The organism is Nocardia suismassiliense (assembly GCF_900269665.1).
GTDB lineage: Bacteria > Actinomycetota > Actinomycetes > Mycobacteriales > Mycobacteriaceae > Nocardia > Nocardia suismassiliense.
The window spans coordinates 7106447-7125755 of sequence record NZ_LT985361.1; the positions used below are offsets into that span (position 1 = coordinate 7106447).

General features: G+C 67.9%; 17 protein-coding genes. 11 read left to right on the forward strand and 6 right to left on the reverse strand.

Annotated elements, in window-relative coordinates; translation table 11 throughout:
- Positions 1 to 250: 250 nt before the first annotated feature.
- Positions 251 to 1099: a C1 family peptidase gene (locus DBO33_RS31665; protein ID WP_199856818.1), complete on the forward strand. Its 849-nt coding sequence runs from the start codon at positions 251 to 253 to the stop codon at positions 1097 to 1099.
- Positions 1100 to 1118: 19 nt separating this feature from the next.
- Here the strand turns inward: DBO33_RS31665 and DBO33_RS31670 are convergent, their stop codons facing one another.
- The gene (locus tag DBO33_RS31670) at positions 1119 to 1889 is read right to left on the reverse strand and encodes a GntR family transcriptional regulator (protein ID WP_234391145.1); all 771 of its coding nucleotides are present in this window, start codon (positions 1887 to 1889) and stop codon (positions 1119 to 1121) included.
- Between the two features lie 97 nt (positions 1890 to 1986).
- Here DBO33_RS31670 and DBO33_RS31675 point away from each other — a divergent pair, with 97 nt between their 5' ends.
- The 8 genes from DBO33_RS31675 to DBO33_RS31710 all read left to right on the forward strand — a co-directional run bounded on the left by DBO33_RS31675 (position 1987) and on the right by DBO33_RS31710 (position 12145).
- A complete protein-coding gene (locus tag DBO33_RS31675; protein ID WP_107660770.1) occupies positions 1987 to 3114 on the forward strand; it encodes a TIGR03364 family FAD-dependent oxidoreductase in 1128 nt (375 codons plus the stop codon).
- A gap of 8 nt (positions 3115 to 3122) precedes the next feature.
- Positions 3123 to 3812: a phosphonatase-like hydrolase gene (locus DBO33_RS31680; RefSeq protein ID WP_107658312.1), complete on the forward strand. Its 690-nt coding sequence runs from the start codon at positions 3123 to 3125 to the stop codon at positions 3810 to 3812.
- A gap of 75 nt (positions 3813 to 3887) precedes the next feature.
- Complete coding sequence (locus DBO33_RS31685; protein ID WP_199856819.1) at positions 3888 to 4958, forward strand: 2-aminoethylphosphonate ABC transporter substrate-binding protein; 1071 nt, start codon at positions 3888 to 3890, stop codon at positions 4956 to 4958.
- Between the two features lie 28 nt (positions 4959 to 4986).
- Entirely contained in the window at positions 4987 to 6168 is a 1182-nt protein-coding gene (locus tag DBO33_RS31690; RefSeq protein WP_107658313.1) for an ABC transporter ATP-binding protein, read from the forward strand.
- A 124-nt stretch (positions 6169 to 6292) separates the two neighbouring features.
- Positions 6293 to 7186, forward strand: coding sequence for a 2-aminoethylphosphonate ABC transporter permease subunit (locus DBO33_RS31695; RefSeq protein ID WP_107658314.1), 894 nt, complete (start codon positions 6293 to 6295; stop codon positions 7184 to 7186).
- A 4-nt stretch (positions 7187 to 7190) separates the two neighbouring features.
- Complete coding sequence (locus tag DBO33_RS31700) at positions 7191 to 7988, forward strand: ABC transporter permease (RefSeq protein ID WP_107658315.1); 798 nt, start codon at positions 7191 to 7193, stop codon at positions 7986 to 7988.
- Positions 7989 to 8111: 123 nt separating this feature from the next.
- Complete coding sequence (locus tag DBO33_RS31705; RefSeq protein WP_107658316.1) at positions 8112 to 8708, forward strand: DUF4126 domain-containing protein; 597 nt, start codon at positions 8112 to 8114, stop codon at positions 8706 to 8708.
- 143 nt (positions 8709 to 8851) lie between these two features.
- On the forward strand, positions 8852 to 12145 hold the full coding sequence (locus DBO33_RS31710; RefSeq protein ID WP_159080632.1) for a hypothetical protein: 3294 nt from the start codon (positions 8852 to 8854) through the stop codon (positions 12143 to 12145).
- A gap of 210 nt (positions 12146 to 12355) precedes the next feature.
- Here DBO33_RS31710 and DBO33_RS31715 read toward each other — a convergent pair whose 3' ends face one another.
- Entirely contained in the window at positions 12356 to 12715 is a 360-nt protein-coding gene (locus DBO33_RS31715; protein WP_107658318.1) for a DUF4254 domain-containing protein, read from the reverse strand.
- 528 nt (positions 12716 to 13243) lie between these two features.
- The gene (locus tag DBO33_RS31720; RefSeq protein ID WP_107658319.1) at positions 13244 to 13672 is read right to left on the reverse strand and encodes a ribonuclease domain-containing protein; all 429 of its coding nucleotides are present in this window, start codon (positions 13670 to 13672) and stop codon (positions 13244 to 13246) included.
- Between the two features lie 132 nt (positions 13673 to 13804).
- Here DBO33_RS31720 and DBO33_RS31725 point away from each other — a divergent pair, with 132 nt between their 5' ends.
- Positions 13805 to 15244 carry an aminotransferase class V-fold PLP-dependent enzyme gene (locus DBO33_RS31725; protein ID WP_199856820.1) on the forward strand — a complete coding sequence of 480 codons (1440 nt, stop codon included), beginning with the start codon at positions 13805 to 13807 and terminating at the stop codon, positions 15242 to 15244.
- Between the two features lie 12 nt (positions 15245 to 15256).
- Here DBO33_RS31725 and DBO33_RS31730 read toward each other — a convergent pair whose 3' ends face one another.
- The 3 genes from DBO33_RS31730 to DBO33_RS31740 all read right to left on the reverse strand — a co-directional run bounded on the left by DBO33_RS31730 (position 15257) and on the right by DBO33_RS31740 (position 17414).
- On the reverse strand, positions 15257 to 16153 hold the full coding sequence (locus tag DBO33_RS31730) for a hypothetical protein (protein ID WP_107658321.1): 897 nt from the start codon (positions 16151 to 16153) through the stop codon (positions 15257 to 15259).
- A 4-nt stretch (positions 16154 to 16157) separates the two neighbouring features.
- On the reverse strand, positions 16158 to 16700 hold the full coding sequence (locus tag DBO33_RS31735) for a hypothetical protein (protein ID WP_107658322.1): 543 nt from the start codon (positions 16698 to 16700) through the stop codon (positions 16158 to 16160).
- A 135-nt stretch (positions 16701 to 16835) separates the two neighbouring features.
- Entirely contained in the window at positions 16836 to 17414 is a 579-nt protein-coding gene (locus DBO33_RS31740; protein WP_234391146.1) for a TetR/AcrR family transcriptional regulator, read from the reverse strand.
- Positions 17415 to 17539: 125 nt separating this feature from the next.
- Here DBO33_RS31740 and DBO33_RS31745 point away from each other — a divergent pair, with 125 nt between their 5' ends.
- Positions 17540 to 19285, forward strand: coding sequence for a phytoene desaturase family protein (locus DBO33_RS31745; RefSeq protein WP_159080633.1), 1746 nt, complete (start codon positions 17540 to 17542; stop codon positions 19283 to 19285).
- Positions 19286 to 19309 lie beyond the last annotated feature (24 nt).

The following is a 19309-nucleotide window of genomic DNA, read 5'->3' on the forward strand; positions in this document are numbered from 1 at the left end:
ATACCATCGCACGGTACATATCCGCGCCCTCGGCCGCAATACCACCGGATCGAATCACAGGGCAAGTGGGCGACTTGGGTGAATTTACTTGTGCGACACCGCCGTTAACCGCGACTTAAATGAATCAGGGTGACTTTTATCTAGTCGTCGCCGAAATGCCGTGGAACACTCCCTGTTCAGTTCACCGATCATTCCATCCGGAAGTGATGGATCGTGGGGCTCAGCAGGAGGAACCTTGCACTATTCGCGCTTGTCCACCGCTTTCGTATCCGTCCTTGGAATCAGCCTCGCGGTGACCGGTACCGCGCACGCCGACCCGGACGCGCCCTCGCCGCAGATCAAGCACCACGCGTTCGGACTCGACCGCGCGGCCGCGCACGACAGCCTCGGCCGAGACACCACCGTCGGTTCGGCGCTGCCGGTTCAACTGGGCGCGGCCGGTACACCACCGGCCGCATATTCGCTGCGCCAGTATGCTTTACCCGCGGGCGATCAGGGGCCGGTCGGATCGTGCGTCACCTGGGCGACCGGATATACCGGGTACGGGGTGCTGATGAACGAGCAGCAGATCGCAGGCGATCCGATGGCCCCGATGTTCATCTACGCGCAGATCGCGCAAGGCAATGATCAGGGCACCTACGCCGGAGTCGCGTTGCCGCTGGAACAGCAGCAGGGCATCGACACCAAATCCGACTACTGGCAGGGCGATTTCGACTACACGACCCAGCCCGACGCCGCAGAACGCGCGAACGCCACCCACTACAAACTGTCCGGGGCACAGGATCTCACCAAGGGCGATATCGTCACCAACATCAAGAAGGCGATAGCATCCGGCCTGCCGGTCCCCTTCGGCTTCGACGCCAGGGAAAGCTTCGAAGCCCTGGACAGCACCAATGACAACTACAACCCATCGGCCCGCGAGAAAATCCTCGGCGGCCACGAGGTCACCATCGTCGCCTACGACGCAAAAGGCGTGACAGTCGAGAATTCATGGGGCCCGAACTGGGGCAAGAACGGTTTCTTCACCGCTCCTTGGTCCTTCATCACCGGCGCCGATGTGAACGAAATCCACTCGATGGGCCGATTGCTTCCCGCCTGACGGCGGCCATCGGCGGGGGCTATTGGGTGAGGTGCGCTTCGAAGGCGATGCGGTCGCCGCGGTAGAGGCCGCGGACGCGCTCGATCGGATCGCCTCCGGCGTCGAGGCTGCGGCGGTGCAGCAGCAAAAGCGGTAGGGCCGTAGTGCATTCGAGCAGTGCGGCCTCGCGGGGGGAGGCGAGCACCGTTTCGATGCGTTCGGTGGCCTGCCCGAAGATCACGCCCGACCCGCGCACCGCCGCGTACAGCGAGGTGCTCGGGTCGTAGGTGGTGCGCAAGCCGGCGAAGCGGTGCAGCGGCAGGAAGGTACTTTCCAAGCCGATGCGTTCACCGTCGGCGAGCAGGACGCGTTCCAGGTGCATGACCGAAGTGCCCACGGGCACAGCGAGATCGCGGGCGGTGTCGGGGTCGGCGGCCACGTCGTCCCAGCTGACGAGCAGGCGGCCGGGGACGCGACCGTAGCTGATGGCGCCTTCGGTGTAGGAGCGAAGCGACAGCGGCTGCACCATTTTGGGCCGGGAGACCACGGTCCCCCGGCCTTGCCTGCGAATTCGGCCTTCCACCAAGAGATCTCGCAAGGCCTGGCGAACGGTCTCCCGCGCCACCTCGAACCGGACCGCGAGGTCACGTTCGGAGGGCACCGGATCGCCCTCGTTCAAATCGCGCAGGATCGTCTCGAGTTCGGTGCGCACGCGGTACGACTTCGGCAGCCGGTCGGGCAGCGCGAATTCGGCTCGCCCGCCACGCGTGTCGCCGGGCGTCACGTCGGCACCGACCTCCGTTGCTTCCATGCGGCACAGCCTACCCGGAATTGGTCTATACCAATTATTAACCTGGCGTTCGCACAGGCAACACCGCTTGGTCTAGACCAATGTGCACGATGAGTCCATGCGATTGGTCATCATCGGAGGTGGAATCCTCGGCACCGCACACGCCGTGGCCGCCGTCCGCCGCGGTCACGAAGTGGTGCAGTTGGAGCGGGAGACCGAGGCCCGCGGCGCCACAGTCCGCAACTTCGGCCTGGTCTGGGTCTCCGGGCGCTCCGCCGCCGAACTGGAACTGACGCTGCGCTCGCGGCAGCTGTGGGAGGAGATCGGCGGCAAGGTCCCCGCTGTCGGATTCCGTCCCGCCGGATCGATCACGCTGGTGCGCACCCCTGCGGAACTCGCCGTCGCCGAGCAGGCCGCGGCCGGACCGACCGCCGAGGCCCGCGGCTTCGAACTGCTCGAGCCCGACCGGGTGCGCGCGATCAACCCCGCCCTGCGCGGGAAATTCCTTGCCGGACTGCACTGTTCGACCGATGCCGCGGTCGAGTCGCGCCAGGCGCTGCCCGCGCTGCGCGCCTACCTGGCCGCCACCGGCCGATACACCTTCCACGCGGGCACCGAGGCCAGGTCGGTCCTCGACACCGCCACTGGTGCCACCGTGCTCGACGATCAGGGCCGCCGCTTCGAGGCCGATCTGGTGCTGGTCTGCCCCGGCGCCGCACACAGCGGGCTGACCCGCGAGCTGGTCGCGGATCTGCCGGTGCGCCGGGTCCGCTTGCAGATGATGCAGACCGCGCCGCTGGGCGACCCGCTCACCACCGCCATCGCCGACGGCGACAGCTTCCGCTACTACCCGGGCTTCGCGGGCGACGAGGTGGACACGCTGAACCGGGAACAGTCCCAGTCCGCGACCGCCGCCGAGCACAAGATGCAGTTGCTCTGCGTGCAGCGGTTGCACGGCGGGCTCACCATCGGCGACACCCACGAATACGACGAGCCGTTCGCCTTCGACGTGGACGAAGCGCCCTACGAGCACCTCACCGCCGTCACCGAGGAACTACTCGGACGCAAACTGCCGCAGGTGGTTCGGCGCTGGGCCGGCGTGTACAGCCAGAGCGTCGACCCGACCGCGATCGTCACCCGCGCCGCGGCGGGCGAGCACATCTGGGTGATCACCGGCCCCGGCGGCCGCGGCATGACCCTCGGCCCCGCACTCGGCGAGCACACCGCCGACCTGCTGAATTTGTGAGGATTGCAGTGTCCGACAACACCATTCAACTAGTCGTCCTGGATATGGCGGGCACCACCGTCGCCGACGGCGGCCTGGTCCTGCGCGCCTTCGAGGCCGCCGCCACCGCGGCGGGCATCGCGGCGGACGGGCCGGAACGCGAGAAAGCCCGGCAGTACGTGCTGGACACGATGGGCCAGTCCAAAATCGCGGTGTTCCGTGCCTTGCTCGGCAATGAAGAGCGCGCGCAGGAAGCCAACCGGGCCTTCGAGTCCGCCTACGACGCGCTGATCGACGAGGTCGAGATCACGCCGATTCCCGGTGCCGCCGAAGCGATCAGCAAGCTGCGTGGCGCCGGCGTGCGGGTCGCACTGACCACCGGGTTCAGCCGGACCACCCAGGACCGGCTGCTGAACGCGCTGCGCTGGACCGACATCGCCGACCTGACCTTGGCTCCCTCGGACGCCGGACGTGGCCGCCCCTACCCCGACATGGTCCTCACCGCGCTGCTCCGCTTGCAGGCCGACGCCGTGGATCGTGTTGCGGTGCTGGGCGATACGACCAGCGACATCGCCACCGGACTGTCCGCAGGAGCCCGCATCGTCGCGGGCACGCTCACCGGCGCACACGACGAAGCGCAGCTGCGCGCGGCAGGCGCCACCCACGTCGTGCCGTCGGTCGTCGAGTTCGCCGAACTGGTGCTCGCCGAGCACAGCTGAACCGTTCCGGCAGCCGCCGGCGCATCCACTCCCTTCGACTCCGACACTCCTCACGAACCGAAAGTTGTAGTCATCGTGCGTACTTCGTACCCGCCGGCCCGCCTGGCGCGCACCCTCGCCCGCACCGCGTTGCTCTTCGCCACCGCCACCGCTGTCGCCGCCACCGCCGCCTGTGGTGGCACCGGCACCGAGAGCGCGAGCGGCAAGACCGTCACGGTCTACTCCGCCGACGGTGTCGGCAGCTGGTATCAGACCCAGTTCGCGGAGTTCGAGAAGCAGACCGGCATCGCGGTCAACCTGGTCGAGGCGGGCTCCGGCGAGGTGGTCAACCGGGTCGACAAGGAGCAGGCCAACCCGCAGGCCGACGTGGTCGTCACGCTGCCGCCGTTCATCCAGAAGGCGAAAGCCAGTGGGCTGCTCCAGGACAGCGGGGTCGATACCAGCGCGGTCCCGGCCGCCGACAAGGACGCCGAGGGCAAGTACGTCACCCTGGCCAACAACTACCTGTGCTTCATCGCCAACCCGTCGGTCGACACCACCGCCATCCCCTGGGACGACCTGCTGAAGCCGGACTTCAAGGGCAAGCTGCAGTACTCGACGCCGGGCCAGGCCGGTGACGGCACCGCCGTACTGATCCTGTTGCAGAAGCTGCTCGGCAAGCAGGGCGCGCTGGACTACCTGAACAAGCTGCAGGCCAACAATGTCGGGCCGTCCTCGTCGACCGGCAAGCTGCAGGCCAAGGTCGACAAGGGTGAGCTGAGCATCGCCAACGGTGACGTGCAGATGAACCTGACCACCATCAAGGAGAAGGGCGCGAAGTTCAGCGTCTTCTTCCCGGCCACCGCCGACGGCAAGAAGTCGACCGTCGCGGTGCCCTACGTGATGGGCCTGGCCAAGGGCGCCCCGCACAAGGACGACGCCAAGAAGCTGATGGAGTTCCTGCTCTCGGCCGAGGCGCAGAAGTCGCTGGGCTCGGACGCTTTCGCGGTGCCCGCCCGCGCGGAACTGCGTGCTGCCCCGGCCGGATCGGGACCGTCGCCGAGCTCGCTGCTGCAGGGTGTCGAACTGCTGCCGGTCGACTGGAACACGGTGCTCACCGACCTCGACGGCGATCTGGCGGCCTACCAGAAGGCCACCGGTAGCTGAAACGCCCTCAATCCCAAGGGAGTCGACCATGTCCACCGGTGACGCACTCACGAAGTCATCCACCACCGCCCTGTCCCGACCGGCCGCTACCGAACCGGCGATCGTCTTCGACCGGGTCGGCGTCAGCTACCGCAGCGGCCGCAAAACCACTGTCGCACTGGCCGATTTCACGCTGCGCGTCGCCGCGGGCGAGACCGTCGCCCTGCTCGGACCGAGTGGTTCCGGCAAGTCGACCGCGCTCAAGGCCCTGGCCGGATTCGTCCGGCCGACCTCGGGCGCGGTCCGGCTGGCCGGGCGCGACGTCACCGACCTGTCGCCCGCCAAACGCGGCATCGGTGTTGTCGTGCAGTCCTACGCGCTGTTCCCGCACATGAGTGTGCACGGCAACGTCGCCTTCGGACTGAAGTCGCATCGGGTGCCGCGCACCGAGATCGGCGCACGGGTCACCGAAGCATTGGCCATGGTCGGTATGGGCGCTTACGCCCAGCGGCTGCCCAGGGAACTGTCCGGTGGTCAGCAGCAGCGGGTGGCGATCGCCAGGGCGCTGGCCATCCGGCCCAAGGTGCTGCTGCTGGACGAGCCGCTGGCTGCACTCGACGCGCAGCTGCGCCAGTCCATGCTCGGCGAGCTCCAGCAGCTGCGAAAGGCGTTGCCGGACACGGCGATGCTGTACGTGACCCATGACCAGTCCGAGGCGCTCGCGCTGGCCGACCGGATCGCGGTCATGTGCGACGCCCACCTGGTCGATATCGACACCGCGGAGAACCTCTGGCGGCGGCCACCCAGCGACTTCACCGCCGCCTTCCTCGGCGGCGCGAACCTGCTGCCCTGCACGGTGAACCGGTTGTCGGGCGGTTCGGCGCTGGTCACCGTCGGCAACCGGACACTGCGGGCCGAGGCCCCCACCCCCGGTGTCGGACAGGAGAACTGGGTCCTCGACTCCCCCGCTCTGCTGTGCGTGCGCCCGCACACCGTGCGCATCGGCGCCACCTCCGAACGAGACGCACTGCGCGGCACGGTGGTCTCCGCTGTCTGGCGCGGCGCATCCACCCGTTTGACTGTCGCGGTCGACGGCTTGGCCGACGAAGTCACCGCCGACGTCCCGGGTCAGCTCGACACCGCCACCGGCACCACCGTCGGCGTCCGCTTCCCCGACCCCGCCGGCGTGCTGATCCCCCGCACGGTCGGCCGCACCGAGGCCCCCCGATGAGGCGGGCGCAGAATTGCCGCACACCTTCTGATTTCCCGCATACGCAATCGCATGCGATTCCATGTGCGGGAAATCAAGGAGTGTGCGGCATGTCCGCGAGACAACGGCGTAGCGGCGGCCGAGCATGAGCGCGCCGGTGGTACTCGCGCCGGTGGCCGCGCCGGAGCCGCAACCAGCTGCGCGGCAACGCAACTGGAAGCCGGTGCTGTGGAGCCTGCCTCCGTTGCTGGTGGTGCTGTTCATCGCCGTGTACCCGATCGTGCGGGTCCTCGCCGAATCCACGGTGACCCCGACCGGTCGCGGCACCTCGGTCTGGTCACAGGTGCTGGGTTCCGAATCTTTCCGTGATGCGTTGTGGCGCACGGTGTTCATCGCAGTCAGCTCGACCGCGGGCTGCCTGGTACTCGGCGCGTTCCTGGCAATCGTGCTGGCGTTCGTGCCGTTTCCCGGGTCGCAGGTGGTGGGCAGGCTCATCGACACCGTGCTGACGCTGCCGTCGTTTCTCATCACCCTGGCCTTCACCTTCCTCTACGGCACGGCAGGTGCGGTCAACGCGCTGATCACCAGCATCACCGGGCACAACGAACCCGCACTGAACTTCCTGAGCACCCCGCTCGGCGTGATCCTGGCCGAGATCACCTTCTTCACACCGTTCGTCGTACGTCCGCTGCTCGCCGCGTTCGCGCAACTACCGCGCGAACAGCTCGACGTGGCCGCGAGTCTCGGCGCATCGCCGTGGCGGGTGCTGCGCCAGGTGGTGCTTCCCGAGGCGTGGCCCGCGCTCGCGGCGGGCGGCAGCCTGGTATTGCTGTTGACGCTCAACGAGTTCGGCATCGTGCTCTTCACCGGCGCCAAGGGCGTGATCACGCTGCCCGCGCTGATCTACACCCGCGGCATCGTCACCTTCGATCTGCCCGGCGCCGCGGTGCTCGCCTCGGTGCAGGTGCTGCTCTCGCTCACGCTGTACATCGGGTACCGGCTGGTTTTCGCCCGGTTCACAGCCCAGAAGGAGAATTGAACCGATGCTCATGTGGACCAGACGCGGCCGGGTCGCGGTGCTCGCCGCGTTCGCCCTCGTGGTGTTCGTGGTGTTCGCCGCGCCGATCGCCACCGTGGTCGCGGCCGCCCTCGCCGGGCACTGGACCGGCCCGCTGCCGTCGGACCTGGGCTTCGCCAACTTCGAGCGCGCATTGTCCGGCGAGCAGGCCGCCAGCCTCTCGGTGAGTTTGCAGACCGCGCTGCTGGCCGGTGCCGTCTCGCTGGTCCTCGGCACCTGGGCGGCCCTGGCGGCGCGCGAGGCACCCGGCTGGTGGCGGCGCTGCACCGACGCGGTGTTCCATCTGCCGGTCGCGGTGCCGTCGGTGGCCATCGGCCTCGGGGTGCTGATCGCGTTCAACGAGCGGCCGGTGCTGCTCGGTGGCACCAAATGGATTGTCATCCTGGCACATTCGGTGCTCGTGCTGGCCTACGCCTTCAGCGCGGTCGCCGCCGCACTGGACCGCATCGACCCCGGCTACCGCCAGGCCGCCGAATCCCTCGGCGCCGGCCCGGTCCGGGTGCTCTGCCAGGTCACGCTGCCGCTGCTGCTCCCGGCGCTCGGCGCGGCCGCCGGACTCGCCGTCGCGCTGTCCATGGGCGAGCTCGGCGCCACCATCATGGTCTATCCGGCCACCTGGAAGACCTTGCCGGTGGGCATCTTCGCCCAAACCGACCGCGGCGAGGTGTTCGACGCGGCCGCGAGCACCACGCTGCTCGTCCTGGTCACCCTGCTGGCGCTGGTCCTGCTCGGCCGCCTGCGTAGCCGCGCCGCCCTGCGCTGACCGGCCGCGCACCTCGGGATTTCCCGCGTCCGCAGTGGCATGCGTGACCCTGGGAAGTGTGCGGCGGCGCGCGGGTTTGCGGTGGTCAGGGCGGGTGGCCGGGTCTCGACCTAGGATGGCGACGTGTCAGCACTTCCCCTGATCTTCACCGCGAGCTGGGCGAGCGGAGTCAACGCCTACGCCGTCGTATTGCTGCTCGGCCTGTTCGGTCGCACCGGCCTGTCCGACTCGGTGCCCGAGGCGCTGCAACGCACCGACGTCCTGATCGCCGCCGCGGTGCTGTTCGCGATCGAGGCGGTCGCCGACAAGATTCCGTACTTCGATTCCTTCTGGGATTCGCTACACACCGTGGTCCGGCCTGCCTCGGGCGCCGTCGTCGCGGCATTGCTTGCGGGACAGGATGGTTCGCTGTCCGAGCTGGCCGCGGGCGCGGTCGGCGGCGTCACCGCTCTGGCGAGTCATCTGGTGAAGGCCGGCACTCGAATGGCGATCAACACCTCGCCCGAACCCGCGAGCAACATCGTGGCGAGCACCGCGGAGGACATCTCCGTCGCGGGCCTCATCACCCTCGCCATCTTCCACCCGCTGCCCGCGGCCATCATCGCGGGCATCCTGCTGCTGATCGGCTTGATCCTGGTCACCTTCCTCGCCACCCGCATCCGCCGCTATCTGCGCCGCCGCCGACAGCGCAGGGCGACGCGGGCCGCCGCCGCGACCTGAACGCCGGGCGGCGCATCGTCGGCGAAAACTCGGTGCGGGCCGCCGTTTCGAGCTCGTTCCGCGAAACCCGGTGTGCGCGACATATCCTCACAACGACCACGGGGTGATCCCGCGACACCCGAGGAAAGGTTGGCGGTCGACGAATGGCAGCACCGGCGACGAAGCTAGTGAAGGACCTCGAGCCGTTGTCCGCGCCGCAGCGGCGCCGGGCGCTCGCGACGGTGGCATTGCGGTTGGCGGGCACCGCGGAGCTCCGCGCACTGCTGACCGATCTGGCCGGGCGCGGTCACTACGAACGCGTCCTCTCGATTCACCTCGCCGCGATCGCCGCCGACCGTGATCACCTTGTCGGCCAGCTGGACTCGGCCGAGCAGGAGTTCGTATCCCGGGCCATCGTCGCGCTGGTCCGGATCGGCGTCGAGCCACCGGTGCTCGTCGAGCGACTGCCACGGATGGCGCACCGGACACGGACGACGCTGTATCGAGCGATCGGGCGCCGCAAGCACAGTGCGGCCCTTGCCGATGCCCTGTTGCCGGAGGTCCGACGCCGCTTCGGTGACGCGGAGGCGGTGCGCGTGCTGCCGTATTGCTCGACAGCGCTCGTCACCGAGCACCTGGCCGAGTTCGCGTATGCGGCGCCGAACTGGCAGACGTTGGGCCGCAGGCACACCGAGGTGGTGCTCACCTATCTGGCGGACCTCGCGACGCAGGCGGGCGAATCCGACTGGCCCGAGCTGTGGCCGCGCATTGCCGCCGGTGCGAGCAGCTTCGCGCTGCGGGACCCGGACCGCCTGCTCGCCCTTGCCGCACAAGCGATTCGGTACGTGCAACCGTACGGATTGCATGCCGTCGCGGGAAAGCTCGCTCGGCACAACACCGATGCCGTCGTCGAACTGATCCTGCATCCGAGCGGGCGCGGCACCTGCCTGACCGGGCGTGCGCTGTTCACGGCGTTGCGCGAGCTCCCCGACGAGCGCCTGATCGCCGTGTGCGCCGCGTATTCGGGTTATCACCAACGGCATTTCCTGCATGTGCTGCCGCCGAGCCGGCGCCTCGAGCCGGTGCGGCAGGTCTTCATCCGGCCCGGCGTCGACGCCGCGCAGGTGGATCTCGACGCCCTCGACAGCCTGCCCCGGCACGAACGCGCCACGCTGGCCCGCGAATTGCTGTCGCGCCAAGGCGGATCCGATGATCGGCTGTCCCGTGAGCGGCTGATCGCCCGGCTCCCCTGGGCGGACGCGGAACCCGTGCTGCGGGAGAGCATCCGCCGCCCGACCGCCGACGAGCGCGCGCAAGCCTATCCGCTGCTGGTCGCCGCGGCGATCGGCAGTCGCGACCCCGCAGTGGTCGGCGCGCTGTTCGAGGGGATGCGACGGCTGCGCAACGAACAGGACCCGGTGCGGCGCACAGCTTTACAAGCGATCAACCAGATCCCACCCACCCTGTTGCGCACCGACCACCTACCCGCGCTGGAAGAACTGGGCACGGACGCGCTGCAAGCCCGCGATCGCTCCGCCATGACCACCGGCGCGGTGGGTGCCATAGCTCGCACGCTGCTGGTGCACGGCGCCAGAGCCACCGATCCGGCCTACACCGAGGCGGCGCTGCGCTTGATCGAAAAGCTTGCGGCACAGTCTGTCTCGCTACCGCTGTGGGAACTGGACCGCGATCTGCCCCGCGGCGCGGAGCAGCGGCTCTGCACCGCACTGCGCCGGCGACTGGACGGCGATGCGGTGCGCGATGAATGGGGGCTGGCACTCGATCTGGCCCAGGGCCTGAACAAGCGCGCCTGGAACGTTGTGCCGCTGCAGCAGTTGCTGCTCCGGGCGTGCGGCGCGCGCAACGACTCCGTCATCCACCGCGCGGTCGACCTGGTACTGGCCGACCCGGCCACCCGCGACGAGCATCTCACCACGCTGCTGAACCGGGACCGCTCGCTCATCTCGCTACCCCGGGTGCAGCACTTGATCGCCACGCGCCGCACCGACCTGCTCGACACGGTGCTCAACGGCGCCACACCGGGGCGCTTCATCGCGCCGAAAGTGCGCCTGGTGCCGGATTTTTCGGAGGGCTTCGGCGGCTGGACCGCACGGCAGGTCGAGTTGTACGCGCGAGCGCTCACCGGACTGGTGCGCGCCAAGGAGTCCTCGCCGTGGGAAAAGGCCTGGGCGGTGCGCCGATTGGGCAGGCTGCCGGGCAGCTTCGCCCGGCTCGTCGGCTACACCGATCATCCCGAGCTCACGGTGGCCGAGGCGGCGCTCACCGCGCTCGGCCGCAGCACCGAGGCCGAGGCCGCGATCGGCGTGCTCAGCAGGTACGTGGACTCCGATCGAGCGCGAGTCGCGGTGAGCGGCATCGCTTCCCGGGCCACGAGTATCGCCCCGGATCGGCTCGCGGCCGCGCTCACGCCGCTGCTGGACTCCCCGAAGATCACCTCGCTGAAGGAGGGCGTGCGGCTGCTCGCGGCGCTGCACGCACCGGAGGCGTTGGCCGTGATCCGAGCGATCTGGGACCGCCCGAACCAGCATCGGGATGTCCGGCGCGCGATCGTCTTGGCGTGCCGCTGGCTGCTCGACCACGAGGACGCCTGGCAGATCCTCGACGCGGCGTCACGCGACCCGGCGGTGGCGGGCGAGGCATTGAATCTCGTTCCCGCCCTGCTGCCGATCCCGCAGCGGCGCAGGATGGCCGGGCTGGTGCGGGAGATGGCGGGCGGCGCCGACGTCCAGCTGGCCACCGAGGCGATGCGGGTCCTCGGCGGCTGGCAGCGCTGGGCACCCGCCGATACCGGCGACATGCTGGTGCACCGGCTCGCCGACCTCAGCGAGACAGGACTCTGGCGGCACGCCGCGCGCGTGCTCGTCGCCAGCGACTTCCGGGCCGCGGTGCCCGCGGCGGTGGACCGGCTGCTCGCCGCCGAGGATGTCGTCATTCCTGGGCGCGATCTTCCTGCCCGGCAACGACTCTCGACGCTGCTCGGCAACCTGGGCAGCTCGGCCGGTGTGTCCGATGCGGCGCGCGAGACGGCGGTCGCCGTGGCCGAACGACTGGCGGTCGAACCGCAGTGGCGCCGGTTCGCGATCGACCTGCTGGTGGCCCAAATCCGTTGGGCCGACGTCGATTCGAGCGTGCGCTCGATCCGGCAGGCGTGCGGGTTCGCACGGGGCGCCCTGGTGGTCTATCCGGCCGAACAGTTGCGCACGCGGCTGTCCCGCAACGGGCAGATGGTCGATGCCGGCACCATGACGCGGATGGCGCGCGAGTTGTCGGTGGACGTGGACAGCGCGGTCGCGTTGGCCGCGTTGGCGTTGATCGCACAGTGCGGCAATCACTTCGGCTGGACGCCCGCCTGGGTGGAGCTACTTACCCGGATGCGGACGCACGGACAGAGCAGCGTCCGGGTGGCGGCACACGAAATCTTCACTATTGCCGAATGATTGCAGTGAATGAGATTCCAGCGGGCGTGCCGCGCCAGTCGACCACGCGGCACGCCGGGCGGGGCGCCCCGTTGCGCCCGCCGTCACTGTGACGACGTGATCATTCAGAGAAAGCCACTGGTCGGATGACTACGCTGAACGTCGCCTTCTTTGGCAAGCGACGCTGTCGGGGCAGTGTCACTATCGCGGTGCGAACATCGGTCGAGAAGATCACTGCTCAGGCAATCGACGCCGGCCACCGGCCACGTCGGTTACCAGATCAGTGTACCCATCAACAAGTTCGGCCAGGTGATACCAATGTTTATGGGTATTGTCGCTGCGCGCGCCCGAGACGTCAATGGCTTGGTTCGCGTCCACCCAGCTGCGCGCCATCCGGTCCACCACCGCGCCGAGGCTTTCCGTGTGCAGCGACGCACCATTGCGATGCTGCGGCATTTCCTTACCGATCCAATCATTGATCTCGTCGACGAGTTCACCCCGGCGGTAGTCTATTTCGATGATCAATGCGGTGTCTCGCACCTGCTGCCTGCGCGCATGCAGTTCGGCGAGCGCATGCGCGGAACGCAGCATTTCCCGATCTTGGAAACGACGTCCTTGAAAGGCACACAATAATTGCGGAGCTGTCGGCAGTACCCCTACGGTCGGTGCACTCATCGTGTCACCCCGAGTGCGCCCGATACCAACACGCTTTGTACCAACATAATTGGCTCTCGATTCCGTAATCCCGGTCATCGGATCGGTTGTTCACAACTAGGCTAGCTGGATCATGCTCTTACATATGCAAGAACGCAAGAGTGCGTCCGCATTGCTGCAACCGGCCGCTACGCGGGGGATCAAGCGCCCGCTTCCGCAGGCTCGCCGCACCTTCAGCGCCACCTGAGCCGAGGGCCTCGCCGCGGATTACGCGACGATATGAGAGCCGACTTCCACTGCACGCCAGCGTAGGTGCGGAGCTACCGCGAGGGGTGCGAATCGACGCTACTTCCCCACCATTCGAGTGGATGCCGATCGGTTGCCGGACCCGCCGCGGACCCCGAGAGCAGCCGCCGATCATGTCAAGGCGGGTTACCAATCGAGCCGCGGTCCGGTCCAGCCCATTCAGCGCATTCGAGTGAAGCTGGCGTAGTGATCACCGGTGTACCAAGCGGATCGGTCGCTGCCGGTGACAATGCGTTCGGCGTCGCGAGTCTGCCCCGGCTTCTTTATATTGACGTCCCACTCCTGGTAAGCGATCCGACTGCCCGCCGAGTCGGTAGCGGGCAGCCGCCCCTCCCGGTTCGACCAGACCCCACCACCTTTGGTGCCCGAACCGTCGTTCGGCGGCCACGTGCCTGCGTCGATCCGCGCCAGCGTGTCCCAGGCCCGCTGCGGGACAGCGGCACTGACCAGCATGATCGACTCGTCCGCCCGCACCGGCCGCGCCTGCTCCGGCGCGCCCGTGGACAGCCCGAAAATCAGCGCCAACGCGGCAGTCACCACAACGACGATGTGCACGAACCGCTTCGAGGTCGAACCCGCCCCAGTCATAACGCGTGAACCTACGTGACCGATCCGAACTCCAGGTTTCCGCAGGTTTCCGATCCGTGAAGCTTTGGTGCCCGACAGCACTTTCCGCAGTTCGTGGCCTATCCGCGCGGGTCATCGGATCGAATACCAGGAATGCACCCTGCGCCCGACCACATGAGCACCGAGGAATTCCGCCGACACGGCCGCGCGGTCGTGGACTGGGTCGCCGACTACTGGGATCGGGTAGCGTCGCTGCCGGTGTTGTCCCAGGTAACACCCGGACAGGTGCGAGCCGGGCTGCCGGACACACCACCCGAGACCGGCGAACCCTTCACCGCGGTACTGGCGGATCTCGACTCGATTCTGGTTCCCGGGCTGACGCACTGGCAGCATCCGGGGTTCTTCGCCTACTACCCGTCCAGCACGTCGGGCCCCGCGGTGCTCGCGGAACTACTGTCCGCCGGCCTCGGCGTGCAGGGCATGATGTGGCAGACCAGTCCCGCCTGCACCGAACTCGAACAGCACGTGCTCGATTGGCTCGCCGGCCTGCTCGGACTGCCCGAGTGCTTCACCTTCGCCGGCAGCGGCGGCGGCGTCATCCAGGACTCGGCCTCCAGCGCGATCCTCGTCGCCTTGCTCGCCGCGCTGCACCGGACATCGGCGGGTCGCGTGCAGACCGAGGGCGTGGACCGGGCTCGCTACCGCGTCTACACCTCGACCGACGCGCACTCGGCGCTGGAGAAGGCCGCGCGCATCACCGGTCTCGGCACAGCGGCGGTCCGGTTCATCGGTACTCGCGCGGACTATTCGATGGACCCAGAGGCGTTGCGGACCGCGATCGCGGATGACGTTCGGGCGGGCCTTATCCCGGTGATGGTGATGGCGACCGTCGGAACGACCTCCACGAGTGCCATCGATCCGGTGGACCGAATCGGCCCGATCTGCGCCGAGTTCGGTACGTGGCTACACGTCGACGCCGCGTATGCGGGAGTCGCCGCGGTGTGCCCTGAGCTGCGCTGGATCCAGCACGGCGTGGCCGACTACGCCGACTCCTATGCGACGAATCCGCACAAGTGGCTGCTCACCGCCTTCGACTGCGACGCCTGCTATGTCCGCGACCGCACGGTGCTCGTCGGCGCGCTCTCGGTGGTGCGAGAGTATCTGCGCAGCAATGTGAGTGACGCGGTAGTGGACTATCGCGACTGGCAGGTGCCGCTGGGGCGGCGGTTCCGCGCGCTTAAACTGTGGGCCGTTATCCGCTGCTACGGCGTCGAAGGGCTGCAGGCGCACATTCGGCACAGTGTCGCGCTGGCGCAGCAGTTCGCCACGTGGGTGGCCGCCGACGACCGCTTCGAACTGATGGCCCCGCATCCTCTTTCGCTGGTCTGCTTCCGGTTGCGCGGCCCCGACGAACCCAATCGGCAGCTGTTGCAGGCGGTCAATACGTCCGGGCGAATCTATCTGTCCCACACCATGGTCCGGGATGCGTTCACCCTCCGGCTCGCCATCGGCGGCACCGCGACGCGAGACGAACACGTCACCGCCGCATGGGATCTGCTCAGCAGCACCGCATCCGGGCTACTCGGCGACTGAGCGGCCACGGTCCTATCGATCTGCGGATCCACCTACCAAGCCGAGTCGACGTTGTCCCAGTGCACGCAGTACCCGCACCGCCGCGGACTGCTGCCCGGTGGCCGCGGTGCGGAGACTGGGCGCCTGCTCGCCGACGAAACGCTCGCACACACCCACGTGCGCCGCGTATACATCGGCAAGGGCATCGCGCAGCAGCGCGGCTCCCCCGGACAACTCGCGGATCTCGCTGTGCCTCTGCCACTTTCGCAGAGCGTCGACCAGCGCACGATGGTCGACGGACAGGATCCCGCTGAAGCCTGCGGTAACTCGCGGCGGTTCCATCAACGGCCGCACCCGCTCCCGATACTCATCGGCGGCGAATCCGGCAGTGAGTCGCAGAGCCGCTGCACTGCAACGAAAGACGGATGCCGTAGTCTCGAGGCTGGCTGCGGCAGCCGTTGTATCACCAAGTCGTGCCCGCGTGCAGGCATGGCGCATGCTCACCGTGGCGGCCTGAGTCAGGACCGCGAACAATTGATGGCCGCGGACCCAGTAGTCGAGGCCGGTCCAAAGCGGCTCATTCGGTCGCTGCGCCGACGGCACAAGAAGCGCGGGGAACGTCGAGGTCAAAGCGCCGCAGATCTCCTCGTGCTGATGGCTCGGAGTATGTGCCACAACCGCTTCGACAACACGCGCGAACGCAGCATGCCAGAGCGACTCGGCATCCCCTGCCGCACGCCGGATTCCGAAGAACTCGTCGTGTTCGGCCTCGCCCGTGGTGAGCGAATGCGTTGCCGCGCACGTGACAAGCGAGTGTTCGTTGTGCGCGGCTCGGCGGTGGAACACCGTCAGCTGGTCCGGGAGAGCGTGTGGGTGCGCGAGCAGAATCGGCTCCGCCCGGAGCGGCCCGAACGCGGAAGGGTCCGGCATTTGGTCAGAAGATGTAGAACTTTCCGGTGAGCACCCCTGCGGTCACACCCGGGCAGGTGCCCTCCACCGTCACGTCATTACTGTCCACTGCCTCATGACCTTTGAAATGACCCGACTCGATCTTGATCGGGAAGTCGCCAGGGCCGGAGCCGTCGGTTTTGGTCTGCCCTTCACTCGTCTGACTGATCTTGCTGGTGGTTCCGTCCGACCAGGTGATCGCCCCGGTGCCTTTGTGCTCCTCGACCGGACCGTCGCAGGCGACCTTCTCCGTCCCCGCGATGGCCATGCTGACCGGTTTCGGCTCGGTCAGCGAGATGTCCGGCCCCGAGCAACCGCTGAAGAGAATCGTCGCCTGCCATCCGACGGGCAAGGCTTTCTCTCCGATTCCCACGTTGAGCCAGGTGACCTGGCCACTTTCCTTGCAGATGATGCGCGCCTTGTCTCCGTCCGGATCCGGACTGGCCGAGCTGGGCGCGGCAAGTATGCACGCGCCGAGTACCGCGCCTGCGAGGATTGCGGCACCGGTAGAACGGTAGCTGAGGGACACGGGAACTCCTTCGATGGATTCGTGCTCGCCGACAGGCCGAACGACGCCCCGAGTCGACCCGGGTCATCACTTCCGACCAGAACGTATTCGGCACCGAAGCCCCGCCGGATCTGCCGGACTGTGCAGAAGTGCTGACTACGCCCCGCGCCCGGACTGCGGGTAACGGAGCAGCTGATCGAGCTGTGCCGCGACTCGCTCGAGCGGAGTGACCGAACGGGCGGCGATGGACATGACAACCGCACCCTCGATGGCCGCCACCGCCGTAGTCGCCAACGATGCCGCAGTCGCACCGTCGAAGTCCTCGGCGATCAACTGCTCGGCGATCAGCGCCTCCCACTCGGCGAATGCCTCGGCGGCGATGGCAGGCGCCGCAGGCACTTCCGACCCGGCCAAGGCCGCCGCGACCACCGGGCAGCCCGCGGTGAAGTCGCCATTCACCAGCGTGTCCTTCCACATCCGCACGAAATCGGCGAGTCGTGCGGCGGCGGTGCCGGATTCGGCGGTCGCGGCAATCGCCGCGGCCATCACCTTGCCCGCCGTCCGAGTGGCCTCTTCGACCAGCTGCTGCTTGCCGCGCGGGAAGTTCTGGTAGATCGACCGGCGGGCGGTGTTGCTGTGCGCGAGCAGCTCGGTCATGCCGGTGCCCGCGACGCCACGGCGGCGGATCAGGTCGATCGTGCCCATGATGAGCCGCTCACGGGGACGCATCGTCATGGTCGCAGCTTACCTATTTCCTGCTTGCGGTAGACCGATCATGCTACTACCGTGTAGGAAACCGTGACCTTTGGTAACAGCAACGGTCCAGCTCGCCGCGGCGAGGCCCGATCATGGAGGAACACATGACCGCTCTCGTCGAGCAGGACGCGGCCACCGCGGACCACACCTTCGACGCGATCGTCGTCGGCGCGGGCATCGGCGGCATGACCGCCGCCGCGTATCTGGCGGCGGCCGGCCGGCGCACCTTGGTGCTCGAGGCCTACGACGTGATCGGCGGCTGCACCCACGTGTTCCGGCGGGCCGGAAAGTGGGAATTCGACGTCGGGGTGCACTATTTGGGCGACTGCGGGCCGAACGGTCAGATCCCGACCATCCTGCGCGGCCTCGGGCTGGACCAGAAGATCGAGTTCCTGCCGCTGGACCCCGACGGTTTCGACACCATCGTCTTCCCCGACCTGACGCTGAAGATCCCGCGGGGTTGGGACAACTACCAGCGCAACCTGATCGAGGCGTTCCCGGCCGAGGCACGAAAGATCCGCCGGGTGGTCGGCATTCTGCGGCGGATCGGCGCGAGCATCGACCACAGCCGCACCCCGGCGTCCCTGCTCGGCAACGCGAAGTTCTTGCTGGCGGCCGGTATTCACGCGCCGTGGGCGATGATTCCGCTGACCCAGCTGTTGAACGCCCATCTACTCAGTCCCCCACTCAAAGCCGCGATGTCGGTGCAGTACGGCACCTATGCCAGCCCGCCGCACCGCACCCCGGTCGCGGTGCACGCGTTCATGCTGCAGAACTTCCTCAGCGACGGCGCCTGGTTCCCCAAGGGCGGTGGACAAGTGCTCTCGACCCGGCTCGGCGAGGTCGTGGTCGCCAACGGCGGACAGATTCGTACGCGGTCCGCCGTGCGCCGAATCCTGGTCGACAACAAGGCAGTAGCGGGCGTCGAACTCGAGGACGGCAGCCAGTTCACCGCGCCGATCGTGGTCTCCAACGCCGACCTCAAGCAGACCTATCTCCAGCTCGTCGGACGAAAACACCTGCGCCGCACCACCATCACGCGGGTCGAGCGGTTACGGATGTCGCAATCGTTCTTCAACTGCTATCTAGGCGTCGACCTCGACCTGAGTACCCGGATGGCCAACACCAACTTCTACTCGCTGCCGACCTCCGAGGATGTCACCTCACTGTTCCAAGCCCTGTCGGAGAACAAGCCGGGCTACACCAAAGATGGACGCATCGCGGAGGCTCGAAAGCGGTTGCCCGCGTATGTCAGTGTCACCACGGTCAAGGATCCGGACAACCCGCACGGTGCGCCGACGGGCTCCTCGGTACTCGAGGTGATGACCCTAGTCCCCAGCGAGCCCGAATTCTGGGGCCTGGCCGCCTGGCCCGCGGCGGGCGACGACAGCTACCAGCGCAACCCCGAATACCTGCGTGTGAAAGCGGCTTTCACCGAGATCATGATCGCGCGGGTCGCCGAGGTCATCCCCGGCATCGCGGACCACATCGTGTGGTGCGAGGCGGCCACCCCGCTGACCCAGCACCGCTACACCCGCGCCAGTGCGGGCACTCCATACGGACTCGAGTTGTCCCTCACTCAGTTCGGGCCGTTCCGGCCGGGTACCCGCACCGAAATCGACGGCCTGTTCCTGTGCGGCGCGAGCACCGCGTGGGGTCCCGCGGTCGAAGGCGCGATGCTGTCCGGCCTGCATGCGGCGGGGGCGGCGTGCGGGCGCGACCTGGACGCGGAGATCCGTGCGGGCAACGTCCTCGGCGTCGCCGACCATGCCGCCGACCCCGCGAAGTGGGAGCCGCTCGCGGCAGCCAAGGAGCTCGCGGTCCGTACCGCGCGTGCCGCACGATCCTGAACCCGTTGCCCAGCAGAAGGACTC

What these genes read in the sequence shown, in the direction of transcription:
- DBO33_RS31675 (WP_107660770.1), top strand. Translation starts at nt 1,987, where the DNA reads ATGCGATTGGTCATCATCGGAGGTGGAATCCTCGGCACCGCACACGCC.
- DBO33_RS31700 (WP_107658315.1), top strand. Translation starts at nt 7,191, where the DNA reads ATGCTCATGTGGACCAGACGCGGCCGGGTCGCGGTGCTCGCCGCGTTC.
- DBO33_RS31670 (WP_234391145.1), bottom strand. Translation starts at nt 1,889, where the DNA reads ATGGAAGCAACGGAGGTCGGTGCCGACGTGACGCCCGGCGACACGCGT.
- DBO33_RS31695 (WP_107658314.1), top strand. Translation starts at nt 6,293, where the DNA reads ATGAGCGCGCCGGTGGTACTCGCGCCGGTGGCCGCGCCGGAGCCGCAA.
- DBO33_RS31715 (WP_107658318.1), bottom strand. Translation starts at nt 12,715, where the DNA reads ATGCTGCGTTCCGCGCATGCGCTCGCCGAACTGCATGCGCGCAGGCAG.
- DBO33_RS31730 (WP_107658321.1), bottom strand. Translation starts at nt 16,153, where the DNA reads ATGCCGGACCCTTCCGCGTTCGGGCCGCTCCGGGCGGAGCCGATTCTG.
- DBO33_RS31690 (WP_107658313.1), top strand. Translation starts at nt 4,987, where the DNA reads ATGTCCACCGGTGACGCACTCACGAAGTCATCCACCACCGCCCTGTCC.
- DBO33_RS31710 (WP_159080632.1), top strand. Translation starts at nt 8,852, where the DNA reads ATGGCAGCACCGGCGACGAAGCTAGTGAAGGACCTCGAGCCGTTGTCC.
- DBO33_RS31740 (WP_234391146.1), bottom strand. Translation starts at nt 17,414, where the DNA reads ATGACGATGCGTCCCCGTGAGCGGCTCATCATGGGCACGATCGACCTG.
- DBO33_RS31725 (WP_199856820.1), top strand. Translation starts at nt 13,805, where the DNA reads ATGCACCCTGCGCCCGACCACATGAGCACCGAGGAATTCCGCCGACAC.
- DBO33_RS31745 (WP_159080633.1), top strand. Translation starts at nt 17,540, where the DNA reads ATGACCGCTCTCGTCGAGCAGGACGCGGCCACCGCGGACCACACCTTC.
- DBO33_RS31720 (WP_107658319.1), bottom strand. Translation starts at nt 13,672, where the DNA reads ATGACTGGGGCGGGTTCGACCTCGAAGCGGTTCGTGCACATCGTCGTT.